This window comes from Cupriavidus sp. 21MJTG02-4 (genome assembly GCF_057798975.1).
In genome coordinates, this window is sequence record NZ_JBYOJP010000018.1 from 123,621 (window position 1) to 135,888 (window position 12,268).

The following is a 12,268-nucleotide window of genomic DNA, read 5'->3' on the forward strand; positions in this document are numbered from 1 at the left end:
CATCAGCCCTTAGCGCGGCGCTGCCGCACCAGCCTGTTGGCCACGCTGACCACCGCTTGCACCGACGCTTCGACGATGTTGTGGCTCATGCCGACGCCAAAGCCGGCGCCGGGCACGCCGTCCAGCGCGGCTTCGACAATCGCCATTGCCTGCGCATCCGCGCCGGCGCCGGTGGCCCGCTCTTCGTAGGCATCGATGCGCAGGCGCAGGTCCAGCGCATGCACCGCCGCTGCGATCGGGCCATTGCCCTTGCCGTGCAGCGTCTTGCGCACGCCGTCGACCGTCACGTCGAGCGCAATGCCCTCCCCGCTCTCGTCGAGCTTGTAGGCGTGATAGGCGATGCCCGGGCCCGATGCGTCGGACGACAGGTAGGTCTGCCGGAACAGCTTCCAGAGTTCCGCGCCGCTGATCTCGGTCTCGCTCGCATCGGTGGCTCGCTGCACGACCGCGCTGAACTCCACCTGCATGCGACGCGGCATGACCACGCCATGCTCGCGTTCGAGCATGAAAGCAATGCCGCCCTTGCCTGACTGGCTGTTGACGCGGATCACGCTGTCATAAGTACGGCCGAGGTCGGCCGGATCGATCGGCAGGTAAGGCACTTCCCACACCCCGTCCGGAGCCTGCGCGGCAAAGCCCTTCTTGATCGCGTCCTGGTGCGAGCCCGAGAACGCCGTGAAGACCAGGTCGCCCGCATACGGATGACGCGGATGCACGGGAATCGACGTGCATTCCTCGGCAATGCGCGCCATGGCGTTGATATCCGAGAAATCGAGTCCGGGATGAACGCCCTGCGTATAGAGGTTCAGGGCGAGCGTGACGATGTCCACGTTGCCGCAGCGCTCGCCATTGCCGAACAGGCAGCCTTCCACGCGGTCGGCGCCGGCCATCATGGCGAACTCGGCCGCGGCGACGCCGGTGCCGCGATCGTTATGCGGATGCACCGACAGCACGATATGCTCGCGCGGCACGAGACGACGGTGCATCCATTCGATCTGGTCAGCGAACACATTGGCCGTGGCGTTCTCGACAGTGGTCGGCAAGTTGATGATCACGCGCCGATCCGCGCTGGCGCCCCATGCCTCGATCGCCGTGTGGCAGGCTTCCAGCGAGACTTCGAGTTCGGCCGCACTGAAAGTCTCGGGCGAATACTGCAGCGTCCACTTCGTTTCGGGATGCTGGTCGGTGAGCTGCTTGAGGTAGCCGATGTGGTGGCGCACGAGACCCATCACATCCGGCACGCTCATGTCGAATACGATGCGGCGCCAGGCCGGGGCGATCGCGTTGTACACGTGGACAATCGCCTTGGGCGCGCCCTTCAGCGCCTCCACCGTGCGTTCGATCAGTTCCTCGCGCGACTGGGTGATGACCATGATGGTCACGTCGTCGGGAATCAGGTCTTCGTCGATCAGCCGGCGGATGAAGTCGAAGTCGGTCTGCGACGCGGACGGGAAGCCGACTTCGATTTCCTTGAATCCGATGCGCACGAGTTCCAGGAACAGGCGCATCTTGCGCTCGCCGTTCATTGGCTCGAACAGCGCCTGGTTGCCGTCGCGCAGATCAGTGGAAAGCCACACGGGCGCGTTGGTAATCGTGCGGTTGGGCCAGGTGCGGTCGGTGAGGCCGACGGGCGGAAACGGTTGGTACTTGGCGGAGGGCTGGGCAATCATCATGGTCCACGAATCCGGGTGCCGGACGGTCCATTGCGGGCCGTGCGGGAGTCAATCAGGCAAAAGACGATGTGACTTCCCCTGCAGCCCTTCGCATGGCGAAGGCTGTTTCGTGGGCCGGGATCAGGGGGAAATCAGGTGGCGCGCAACGAATCGGTCGATTCAGGCGCCAAAGGACTCAAGCAAGCAGATCCCGGCCGAGCACTAGGGCTAGGCGGCGCAGGGATAGGGAGGCGAGGCGCTTGCAAGACATGCGGGGGATTCTAGCAGAGGCTTTGCGAAAACGTGAACCGGAATTTCCAGCGCCACGATTGCCGCGCAATGGGACTGAGGCGTCGCCACCCTGTCACCCGGCAATTGGCTTGGCCATCTCCGTCGTCGCGCTCCAGCCCATGCGCGCATACATTGGTTGCCCCATTTCGGTGGCATGAAGGATCGCAAACGCGATCCCGCGGCGAGCGAACTCCGTCTCCGCGCGCGTCATCAGCGCCTGCCCGATGCCACGCTGCCGATGCGCGGGCTCGACATAGAGATTGAGGATGTAGCCGCGCTTGTCCTGCAGCGGATGCGCGGGATGCGGCGGCCATTCGATCACCATCAGTCCGATGCCGGCAAGCGGCGCGCCGCCCTCCTCCATGGCCCAGCCGAAGTAGCTGCCGTCCGCCAGCCTTGGGCGCAGCCAGTCGCGGAACGGTCCCTGCATCGCCCCAAGGGTCGACGCGTCGCGGCCCGCTTCGCGGAACATCGCCTCACGATGGCGACACACCAGTTCCAGATCATCGATGCATAGCGGCCGGCATTCCATGGCGCAAGGGACTCCCGAGGTGGCTTGGACAATGCCAGAGGGTAGCGCAAACGGGCGCTCGGTCTCAATCTGCCCGGATTCGCAGCTCATGCTCGCCGGAACGCGCCGCATGGGTACCCGACGCACTGCCTTCCCGGCACAGCATCTGCTGCAACCAGTCCAGATCGTCTGGTGGCGCGTAGCCCAGCCGGAATTGCTTCCGCTTGAGCGGGACCAGCCTCAGGTCGGCCGCGCCACCCGCGGAATCGAGCGCGACGAAGACCATCAGCGCAAGATCCGGGCGAAAGGCCTCGTAGCCGCCGATCCCCTCATAGTCGTTGATGAAATCGCCGCAGCCATAGAGTATCGGCCTGCCCGCATGCAGCTCGATGGCAATCGTGTGGTGCGACGAATGGCCGTGCACGACATCCACGCCCGCCAGGTCGATGAGCGCCCGCGCGAACCGGCGCCGCTCGGGTTCCACCTCATACCCCCAGTTCGGCCCCCAGTGGATCGACACCACGACCACGTCACCATCACGGCGCTGCGCGCCGATCCGCTCGCGAAGGCGCGCGAGGCTCGCGGCGGAGCAATCGTGCAACAGGGCAACACCGGGGCGGCTGCTGGTGGCTTCCCAGCTGGACGGCGTCCCTGCACTGGCCATCGCGCACGCGAACACCAGCACACGGTTGTCATGTGGACCGGCGAGCGCGGCGGGTAGCGCCGCCTCGTGTTCGTTGCGCCCGGCACCGGCCACGGCGATCCCCGCCGCCTGCAGGGTCGCCACGGTTTCCTCCAGGCCCGCGCGCCCCCAGTCCAGTACGTGGTTGTTCGCCAGCACCGCGCAATCCACGCCGGCGGCGCCAAGACAGGTGACATTCGCCGGATGCATCCGGTAGTGGATCCCCTTGCCGGGCCAGGCGTCGTCACTGGTGGTTACGGCGGTTTCCAGGTTGACAATGCGCACATCCGGGCGATGACGCTCCAGCTCGGGCAGCGCGTCTCCCCAGATATAGGCCGGCGATACCGGCCGTGCGATCGCGCCGTTTCTGCGCTCGGCAAGCTCGACGTACCCGGTGGCGGAACGGAGATACGATTCGTGCAGCCGTGGATTGCCCGGTGTCGGCAGGATCTGGTCGATGCCGCGCCCGGTCATCACATCGCCGCACAGGAACAAACGGATTGCGCTCACCTGTTGCTCCCTGCGCAAAACTCTTGTGCCGGCCGCCGGCGCAGGACGTCCCGAGAAGCGCCTCCGCGGGACGAAGCATCCGTGCGCTCACTCACCCCTCTGCGTGACCAGTGGCCTGCCTGCATGGTAACGCCGCCAGCCGGGCGTCTTCCAGCGTTGGTGTCAGCCCAGCCCGGAAAGCGCGATGTGCGCCGCACTGGCGATGGTCTCGTTGCTCCACTTCGCATCGGGCGCGGCCTGCGTGAAGTAGATCGCGATGACGATGGGTGCACCGGCCGGTGGCCACAGCACGGCGATATCGTTGGTGGTGCCATAGTCGCCGCTGCCGGTCTTGTCGCCGATGTGCCAGCCCGCGGGCATGGCCGCCTGGATGCGCGCGGTGCCAGTGGTGTTGCCGCGCAGCCAATCCTGCAGCAGGCTGCGCTGTGCGGGTGGCAAGGCGTTGTCCAATGCCAGCGCCTGCAGGCTGGCTGCCATGTCCGCCGGCGTCGAGGTATCGCGCGGGTCGCCGGGAATGGCGGTGTTCAGTTCGGTTTCCCAGCGGTCGAGCCGGAAAGTCGGATTTCCGATGGAACGGGCAAACGCCGTGACACCCGCCGGCCCGCCGATGCGGCGCATCAGCAGGTTTGCCGCGCCGTTGTCGCTGTACTGGATCGCGGCGGCGCACAGTTGCGCCACCGTCATCCCGTCCGCGACATGCTTTTCCGTGATCGGGGAATAGGCCACGAGATCCTGGCGCGTATAGCGGACATGCTGTTCAAGCAGCCCTGGCGTTGCGGCGCTGCGCTGCAGGATGGCGCCGGCCAGGATCACCTTGAAGGTGCTGCAGACGGGGAAGCGCTCTTCGGCACGGTGCCTTACTTCGCGGCCATTGCCGGTGTGGCGCGCGAACACGCCAAGACGGCCGCCGGCGCGGCGCTCCAGAGCGGCCAGCTCCTCGCCCGCGTCGGACGCGGCAACGCGCGCAGGCCCGGCGCATGCGGAAGCAATCGGTGCCGCGGCGGCGGCCAGGAGCAAGGTGCGGCGAGAGATCGATGGAACCATGGGAGGCAATGGTGAAAATCAGCCGGCCATTCTAACCGCCCGCTTGCCCGCTGGTTTCCGCGCCATCGGCTGATGTGTCCGGCTCGCCTTCTTCCCGCCCTACCGCGGCCCACGGGCCGCCACGCGTGCGTGGATCGACCGGAAGCTGACGCTGGATGGCTGCCTTGGCCAGCATGTGCGCGCTGATCGGCGCGGTCAGGAACAGGAAGGCCGTCACCAGCAGTTCATGCAAACTGGTGCTGTCCCCCTGGCAACTGAAGTACACCACCGAGGCCACCACCACGCCGCCCACGCCCAGCGTGGTCGATTTGGTAGGTCCGTGCAATCGCATGAAGACGTCTGGCAACCGGAACAGGCCGATGGCGCCGACCAGCGTGAAGAGGCTGCCCACCAGCAGCAGCGCGCAGACCGCGAGTTCGGCGATGGTGCCCAGCGAAGCATCGAGGTTCGGCTGCATGGCTAGTACTCGATGATGTCGCCGCGCTGCAGGTACTTGGTCAGCGCGACCGTGCCGACAAAGCCCGTCACGGCGATCAGCAGCGCCGCTTCGAAGAACATCGACGAGCGCAGGCCGATGCCGAGCACGACGATTACCGCGATGGCGTTGATATTGAGCGTATCCAGCGCCACGATGCGGTCCACCAGCGCGGGCCCACGCACCAGGCGCGCGAAGGTCAGCAGGAAAGCGAGGCCCAGGATCGCCAGGCAAACGGGAATCACGATGGCAAGCACAGGAAGATCTCCTTCAGCGGCGTTTCATAGCGGGACTTGATGCGCGCGACGAGCGCCGCTTCATCGTCCAGGTCCAGCACGTGTACCAGCAGGCTGCGGCGGTCGTCGCTGAGTTCCGCGCACAGCGTGCCCGGACTCAGCGAGACGATGCTGATGAGCGCAGTGGTGGCGAGTTCGTGTTCGGTATCGAGCGGCACCACGATGAAAGCGGGCCGCAGCCGCGCGGTGCGTCCGAGCACCAGCATGGCGACCTCGATATTGGCCACCAAGATGTCGATCAGCACATGGAAAGCAAGCCGAAGCATCAGGCCCGGCCGCGACAGCCGGAACGGGCTGAGCACCAGCCACAGGTCGGCCAGCCGCCCCAGCCCCCATCCCAGCACCGCGCCCAGCAGCCAGTGTGCCGGCGCCAGGCTGTTGGACAGCAGCAGCCACATGAGCAGCAGGATCAGGCTCAGCCATGGATGAGGAAACTGGCGGGCGAGCATGGCCTTACCTCTGCGGCGGTGGCAGCACGCCGGCCGGCAGCACGGCACGGATGTAGGCCGGGCGGTCCTGCAATTGCGCAGCCGCCTGGGAAACATAGGCGCTGACCGGCGCCGCAAACGCCGTCAGCATGACGTTGCAGGCCAGCAGGTACGCGCTGCAGGCGAGCTTGCGCCCTTCAGGGCGCGACCGTACGCGCGCTGGCACCAGCGCGCCCGCTTCTTGCACCGCGTTCGCGCTGTCATGCGGCAGGCGCCACAGCAGGCGCGTGCCGGTGCGCGACGCCGCCACCAGAAGCACCAGTCCGGACACCAGGATGGCGGGCCAGTAGACGATCGCGCTGCCCGGCGGCACGGCGCGCAGGATCATGACCTTGCCGATAAATCCCGATAGCGGCGGCAGGCCCACGGCTACCACCGCGCCAGCAAGGTACAGCAAGCCGGCGAGCCGCGTGCCGGCCACGACCGCGCCCTGCCCGTTCGCGTCGGCGGGCTCCAGCGCATCCGCCAGCAGGAACAATCCCCCCGTGCACAGCGTGGTGCTCAGCAGGTAGTACAACGCGGCGGCCCAGGCGGCCGGGGTCTGCATGCCGACGGCAATGCCCAGCAGCCCGACCGATGCCAGCACCAGGTAGCTGGTGAGCGACCGCAGGCTGGTGGCAGCCAGGGCGCCGATGGCGCCCGCTGCCAGCGTGGCCAGCGCCAGCACCGGCAGCCACGCCTGCATGAATGCCACGAGCAGCCCCTGCGCGCCGCCGAACACCAGTGCGTCGCAGCGCAGCATGGCGTACAGGCCGACCTTGGTCATGACCGCGAACAGCGCGGCCACCGGGCCCGCCGTGCCCGCATAGGCGCGCGGCAGCCAGAAGTACAGCGGAAAGATCGCGGCCTTCAGGCTGAAGACCAGCATCAGCATGACGCCCGCCGCCGCGGCCAACGGCGCGTCGGCGTCGGGCAGGCCCTGCAGGCGAAGACCCATGTGCGCGAGATTCAGCGTCCCTGTCAGCCCATAGAGCATGCCGATGGCCACCAGGAAGAACGACGAGGCCACGAGGTTGAGCAGCACGTAGTGCAGCCCCGCGCCGATACGCTCGCGTCCCGCGCCGTGGATCAGCAGCGCATACGACGCGATCAGCAGGATCTCGAAGAACACGAAGAGGTTGAACAGGTCGCCGGCCAGGAAGGCACCGTTCAGGCCCATCAGCTGGAACTGGAACAAGGCATGGAAATGGCGCCCCGCGCGCACCAGTTTCGGTCCGGCCGCCGCCAGTGCCGCGGGCGCCAACAGCGCGGTCAGCGCGAGCATCAGCGCGCCAAGGCGATCGCCCTGCAGCACGATCCCGAACGGCGCCTGCCAGTTGCCGAGCTGGTAGACGTCAATGCCGCCGTCCGCCGCGCGCCCGACCAGCAGCGCCGCCACCGGCACCAGCAGCAGCGTGGCCGTCATGCACACCACGCGCTGCGCGCGCAGCCGGTGCATCGGCATGGCGGTCAGCAGTCCGCCGGCGAACATCGGCAGCAGGACGGGGAGCAGCAGCACGTGGTTCACGAGCGAGGCTCCGTGGTCTGCGCGTCCTCCGCGGCGTCGCGGCCGGGCTGGCTCGCCGCATCGACATGATCGCTGCCGGTCAGGCCGAGCGAGCGCAGCGACAGCACCACGGCAAACGCCGTCATGCCGAACGCGATGACGATGGCCGTCAGCACCAGCGCTTGCGGCAGCGGATCGGCGTAGTGCGCGCCGTCCGCAATGACGGGCGGCCTGCCGATCACGAGCCGGCCCATGCCCAGCAGGAACAGGCTGATGGCATACGACAGCAGCGTCAGCCCGAGCACCACGGTAAAGGTGCGGGCCCTGAGCAGCAGGTAGATGCCGCACGCGGCGAGCACGCCAATGGCGCCGGAATAAAGCGCGGCCATCATGCACGCTCCTTGCCGCGCTGTGGGCGGCCAAGCGCTGCCGGCGTGTTGCGCACACCGAGATGCGAGACGATCAGCAAGGTGGTGCCGGTCACCGTGGCATAGACGCCAAGGTCGAACACCATGGCGGACGCGAGTTCGATTTCGCCGAGTCCGGGCACGTGAAAATGGCCGAAGGCCGTGGTCAGGAACGGAAAGCCGAAGGCGAGACTGCACAGCCCTGTCAGCCCCGCCACCAGGATTCCGCTACCAGCCAGCGCGCGGTAGTCGGGGGCGATGCGCGCCTCGGTCCAGCGCACGCCATTGGCGACGTACTGCAGCAGCAACGCGACCGAAGTGATCAGCGCGGCAATAAAGCCACCGCCTGGCAAATTGTGCCCGCGCAGCAGCAGGAACACGGAGACCAGCAGCGTCAGCGGCAGCATCAGCCGCGCAAGCATGGCCAGCAGCAGCGGATGCCGCTGCGCCGACCAGGCCTTGCCGTCCGGCCCGGCATCGGGCATGTGCAGGCGCATGCCGCGCAGCAGCGCCTGCACGGCCAGCCCCGCGACCAGCAGCACGCAGACTTCGCCCAGGGTGTCGAAGCCGCGGAAATCGACCAGCAGCACGTTGACCACGTTGTGGCCGCCGCCACCGGGCACCGCGTTGTCCACGTAGAAGCCGGACACCGGATCATAGGTCCGCGTCATCACCGCATACGCGCAGGCGGCAAGCAGGCCACCGCCGCCGAGCGCCAGCACCAGGTCGCGCAACTGCCGTGCGGCCGCCGGCGGCGTCACCGGCTCCGGCGGCAGGTAGAACAGCGCGAGCACCAGCAGCAGCACGGTGACCACCTCGACCGAGATCTGCGTGAGCGCCAGGTCGGGCGCGGAAAAGCGCGTGAAGATCAGCGACACCAGCAGGCCGCACGTGCTCAGGAACACCAGCGCTACCACACGCTGCCGCCGCGCACCCACCACGGCCACCGCGCACAGCGCCAGCAAGACCAGGCAGGCCGCCCCCATCGGATCGATCGCGCCATCCGGGGCGGGACCGGCCAGCGCGTCGAGATCCACCAGAAACGCAGCCGGTACGGCCAGCAGCGTAGCGAGCATCCAGGCCATGTAGCGCTGCAGCGAACCGTTCTCCATGCGCCTCGTCAGCGTGCGGGCCAGTCGTTCCAGCGTGGCGATGGCGGCTTCGAACGAACGGCGCGCGCTGAGCGGCTCGATGACGCGCTGCCAGCGCCGCAGCGCATCGCGCCGCAGGAAGAACAGCGCCGCCCCGCCCGCCATGGAGACCAGGCTCATGACCAGCGGCAGGTTGAAGCCGTGCCACAGGTGCAGGCTGTAGTCGGGCAGCGGCGCGCGCAGCGTGGCCAGCGCCGTGGCCGCGAGCAGGTTGCCCACCGTATAGGCCGGCGCCAGGCCGACCACCAGGCAGATCACGACCAGCAACTCCACCGGCAACTTCATGAAACGCGGCGGTTCATGCGGCGGATAGTTGGGCACGTCGGGCTTGTCGCCGCCAAGGAACACGCCGTAGCTGAAGCGCAGCGAATACGCCATGGTCATGGCGCCGGCCACGGTCGCGGCCGCGGGGATCACCCAGTTGAAATCGCCGAGCAAGCCCTGCGCCAGCGTTTCGCCGAAGAACATCTCCTTGCTCAGGAAGCCGTTGAACAGCGGCACGCCGGCCATCGACAGCGACGCCACGCTGGCCAGTACCGCTGTGTGCGGCATGTAGCGCGCCAGGCCGCGCAGGCGGTCCAGGTCGCGCGTGCCGGTTTCGTGGTCGATGATGCCGGCGGCCATGAACAGCGACGCCTTGAACACGGCGTGATTGATGATGTGGAACAGCGCGGCCACGGTGCTCAACTGCGTGTCGAGCCCGAACAGCAGCGTGATCAGCCCGAGGTGGCTGATGGTCGAATAGGCCAGCAGCCCCTTCAGGTCGCGCTGCAGCAACGCCAGCGCCGCGCCCATGATCAGCGTGACCAGGCCGGTCATGCTGACCAGGTAGAACCACGCGTTGGTGCCATCGAGCACCGGATACAGCCGCGCCAGCAGGAACACGCCCGCCTTCACCATGGTGGCCGAGTGCAGGTAGGCCGATACCGGCGTGGGCGCGGCCATGGCATGCGGCAGCCAGAAGCTGAACGGAAACTGCGCGGACTTGGTGAACACGGCCAGCAGCACCAGCACCAGCATCGGCAGGTACAGCGGATGGTGCTGCACGCTGCCCGCCTGGGCCAGCACGTCGGACAGCTCCAGGCTGCCGCAGATACGTCCGAGCAGGAGCACGCCGGCCAGCAGCGCCAGCCCGCCCCCGCCGGTAACGGTGAGCGCCATGCGCGCGCCCTGGCGCGCGTCCTCGCGCCACGACCAGAAGCCGATCAGCAGGAACGACAGGATGCTGGTCAGTTCCCAGCAGATCACCAGCAGCAGCAGGTTATCGGCCAGCACCACGCCGAGCATGGCCGCCATGAATGTCAGCAGCAGGCAGAAGAAGCGCACCGACGAGGCATTGCGCGGCAGGTAGTAGCGCGCGTACAGGACCACGAGCAGCCCCACGCCGATGACCAGCAGCGCGAACAGGAAGGACAGCCCGTCGAGCCGCAGGCTGAGGTTCAGGCCGAGGTCGGGCAGCCAGTTCACGCGCCAGGCCAGCGCGTGCCCGGGCTGCTCGAACACGGCTTCGCGGGCGCGCAGCAGCAGGATCAGCGCCGCCAGCGGAAAACCGATGATAATCGGCGCCACCAGCCGCACGGCATGCTTGCCCGCCAGCCATGTCAGCACGGCGGCAACCAGCGGCAGCGCGATCAGCAGGACCAGCACCATCGGCATCCTCCGTCAGTTCGCAGCCTGGCGAGCGCCGCTGCCATGGCGCCTGTGCCGGCCTGTCGCGATTGCCGGCCCGGTTGCGGTCATGGCGAGGACTCCGGCACCGGCTTCACCGGTCAACCCGAACGGGTCATGAATCGAGTCAAAAACGACCCGCTCGGCCACCGGGCGTGAGCAATACTGCCCTCGGGATCATTGAATTGTGCCCGCCCTGCTCGCGGAACGGCCCATCTTCGCGCGGCACACGAAAAAATTCACTGCCGCACAAAAAGATTCTGAATGCGCAACGCTGGCGCACAAACTCGGCTTCGAGGTCGTGGCCGAAGGCGTCGAACATGCGCGCGTCCTCTGTCCCATCCTCGGGACATTGTTAATGCGGATATAAAAACATTGACTTCATGACGCGTCGCGCGACGGCCACAATGCGCGTAGCTGGAAAACTAAATTTAGTACATTCCAGAAGTCCAGATTCGCCATGCCCCGCCCCTGCTCAGCCAGCAACCGAGGACAGAACATGCCAGACGTGCCAGCCCGGCCCACGCGCCGCTTCCTTTCGCCCCGCCTGCTCGCGGCGGCATTGGCCACCTGCCTGGGCGCCGCCTGGGTGCCCGCCCGGGCCACCGAAGGCGCGCTGGGACGGCCGGTCACGGGGACCAGCGTGCTTTCCAATGCCGGCATCGTTGCGCCCGAGCCGGTTACCGTGGTCAACCTTGGCGAGATCTACCTGAACGGGTCGGTCGGTGGCGGCCGGCAGGTGCCCGTCATCGGCCAGACCTCGGTCGGCATCGACGCGGAGATCGCGTTCACGCTGGCCACCATCATGAAGGTCTGGGACACCGGTCCGGGCGCGTGGAACTTCGCCTCCAGCTTCACCCTGCCCTATGTCTGGACACAGGTCGGCGCGACGTTCAATGCCGGCCGCCTGCAGGGACGCACGGAAGACCGGGCATCGAACCTGTTCGATATCACGTTCACGCCGCTGATCGCGGGCTACCACTTCTCCCAGACGGCGCACATGGCGCTGAGCCTGAACATCTGGGCACCGACCGGGCAATATGACAAGAACGCGCTGGCCAACCCGAGCCTGAACAACTGGACCTTCATTCCGCAGGTGGCTTTCACCAAGCTGTTGCCCGAGCACGGCCTGGAATTCGACGCGGTGGCCGGCCTCCAGTTCTACACGCGCAACAACGCCACTGACTACCAGAACGCCCCGCTGTTCACGCTCGATGCCATGGTGCTCAAGCGCTTTGCCAACGGCTTCGGCGCTGGCCTGGTGGCGGGCACCACGCAGCAGCTCGGCAGCGACAGCGGCCCGACCGCCGACCGGCTCAACGGCTTTCGCGGGCACGACTGGGCGCTGGGCCCGATCGTGACGTATGACACCAAGGTTGGCGCCAAGAGCAAGCTGTCGCTGGGCCTGCGCTGGGTCCCCACCGTGGCGAGCAAGAACCGCATCGACAGCACCAGGACGTTCATGGGGACCGCGACACTGGTCTTCTGATACAGGCGCAAGGCGGCCCCGGCAGCCGGCGCCTGTGTATCCTTGAGGTCTGGCGGGGGGGGGGGGGGGGGGCCCGCCGCCCCCCCCCCCCACAACGAGGGGACCACAAACAACACAA

Annotated in this window: 12 protein-coding genes; 1 reads left to right on the forward strand and 11 read right to left on the reverse strand. The window is 67.3% G+C overall.

The features are described from left to right. Positions 1–2: 2 nt before the first annotated feature. From leuA to AC3FKH_RS28415, 11 genes are all read right to left on the reverse strand, one after another. Entirely contained in the window at positions 3–1,670 is a 1,668-nt protein-coding gene (leuA, locus tag AC3FKH_RS28365; RefSeq protein WP_488679054.1) for a 2-isopropylmalate synthase, read from the reverse strand. 346 nt (positions 1,671–2,016) lie between these two features. After that, positions 2,017–2,475 (reverse strand): GNAT family N-acetyltransferase, encoded by a 459-nt coding sequence (locus tag AC3FKH_RS28370; protein WP_488679026.1) that lies wholly within the window; start codon positions 2,473–2,475, stop codon positions 2,017–2,019. Between the two features lie 64 nt (positions 2,476–2,539). Next, positions 2,540–3,610, reverse strand: coding sequence for a CapA family protein (locus AC3FKH_RS28375; RefSeq protein WP_488679055.1), 1,071 nt, complete (start codon positions 3,608–3,610; stop codon positions 2,540–2,542). A 198-nt stretch (positions 3,611–3,808) separates the two neighbouring features. Then, positions 3,809–4,690, reverse strand: coding sequence for a class A beta-lactamase (gene bla, locus AC3FKH_RS28380; protein ID WP_488679027.1), 882 nt, complete (start codon positions 4,688–4,690; stop codon positions 3,809–3,811). A gap of 31 nt (positions 4,691–4,721) precedes the next feature. After that, a complete protein-coding gene (locus AC3FKH_RS28385) occupies positions 4,722–5,147 on the reverse strand; it encodes a Na+/H+ antiporter subunit G (protein WP_488679028.1) in 426 nt (141 codons plus the stop codon). 2 nt (positions 5,148–5,149) lie between these two features. Then, positions 5,150–5,422, reverse strand: a complete 273-nt coding sequence (locus AC3FKH_RS28390) for a K+/H+ antiporter subunit F (protein WP_483732227.1) — start codon at positions 5,420–5,422, stop codon at positions 5,150–5,152. Next, positions 5,407–5,910 carry a Na+/H+ antiporter subunit E gene (locus tag AC3FKH_RS28395; RefSeq protein ID WP_488679029.1) on the reverse strand — a complete coding sequence of 168 codons (504 nt, stop codon included), beginning with the start codon at positions 5,908–5,910 and terminating at the stop codon, positions 5,407–5,409. The genes AC3FKH_RS28390 and AC3FKH_RS28395 overlap by 16 nt, the downstream gene beginning before the upstream one ends. Before the next feature lie 4 nt (positions 5,911–5,914). Continuing rightward, positions 5,915–7,456 (reverse strand): monovalent cation/H+ antiporter subunit D, encoded by a 1,542-nt coding sequence (locus tag AC3FKH_RS28400; protein ID WP_488679030.1) that lies wholly within the window; start codon positions 7,454–7,456, stop codon positions 5,915–5,917. Continuing rightward, complete coding sequence (locus AC3FKH_RS28405) at positions 7,453–7,824, reverse strand: Na+/H+ antiporter subunit C (protein WP_488679056.1); 372 nt, start codon at positions 7,822–7,824, stop codon at positions 7,453–7,455. Before AC3FKH_RS28405 ends, AC3FKH_RS28400 begins: the two co-directional genes overlap by 4 nt. Further along, complete coding sequence (locus AC3FKH_RS28410; protein ID WP_488679031.1) at positions 7,824–10,643, reverse strand: monovalent cation/H+ antiporter subunit A; 2,820 nt, start codon at positions 10,641–10,643, stop codon at positions 7,824–7,826. The genes AC3FKH_RS28405 and AC3FKH_RS28410 overlap by 1 nt, the downstream gene beginning before the upstream one ends. A 145-nt stretch (positions 10,644–10,788) precedes the next feature. Beyond that, positions 10,789–10,983: a hypothetical protein gene (locus tag AC3FKH_RS28415; protein WP_488679032.1), complete on the reverse strand. Its 195-nt coding sequence runs from the start codon at positions 10,981–10,983 to the stop codon at positions 10,789–10,791. Positions 10,984–11,160: 177 nt separating this feature from the next. Here AC3FKH_RS28415 and AC3FKH_RS28420 point away from each other — a divergent pair, with 177 nt between their 5' ends. Continuing rightward, positions 11,161–12,150, forward strand: a complete 990-nt coding sequence (locus AC3FKH_RS28420) for a SphA family protein (RefSeq protein ID WP_488679033.1) — start codon at positions 11,161–11,163, stop codon at positions 12,148–12,150. Positions 12,151–12,268: the final 118 nt, after the last annotated feature.

Excerpts from the sequence above, each read along its gene's own strand:
- leuA (WP_488679054.1), bottom strand. The coding sequence starts at position 1,670 with ATGATTGCCCAGCCCTCCGCCAAGTACCAACCGTTTCCGCCCGTCGGC.
- AC3FKH_RS28370 (WP_488679026.1), bottom strand. The coding sequence starts at position 2,475 with ATGGAATGCCGGCCGCTATGCATCGATGATCTGGAACTGGTGTGTCGC.
- AC3FKH_RS28375 (WP_488679055.1), bottom strand. The coding sequence starts at position 3,610 with ATGACCGGGCGCGGCATCGACCAGATCCTGCCGACACCGGGCAATCCA.
- bla (WP_488679027.1), bottom strand. The coding sequence starts at position 4,690 with ATGGTTCCATCGATCTCTCGCCGCACCTTGCTCCTGGCCGCCGCCGCG.
- AC3FKH_RS28385 (WP_488679028.1), bottom strand. The coding sequence starts at position 5,147 with ATGCAGCCGAACCTCGATGCTTCGCTGGGCACCATCGCCGAACTCGCG.
- AC3FKH_RS28395 (WP_488679029.1), bottom strand. The coding sequence starts at position 5,910 with ATGCTCGCCCGCCAGTTTCCTCATCCATGGCTGAGCCTGATCCTGCTG.
- AC3FKH_RS28405 (WP_488679056.1), bottom strand. The coding sequence starts at position 7,824 with ATGGCCGCGCTTTATTCCGGCGCCATTGGCGTGCTCGCCGCGTGCGGC.
- AC3FKH_RS28410 (WP_488679031.1), bottom strand. The coding sequence starts at position 10,643 with ATGGTGCTGGTCCTGCTGATCGCGCTGCCGCTGGTTGCCGCCGTGCTG.
- AC3FKH_RS28415 (WP_488679032.1), bottom strand. The coding sequence starts at position 10,983 with ATGTTCGACGCCTTCGGCCACGACCTCGAAGCCGAGTTTGTGCGCCAG.
- AC3FKH_RS28420 (WP_488679033.1), top strand. The coding sequence starts at position 11,161 with ATGCCAGACGTGCCAGCCCGGCCCACGCGCCGCTTCCTTTCGCCCCGC.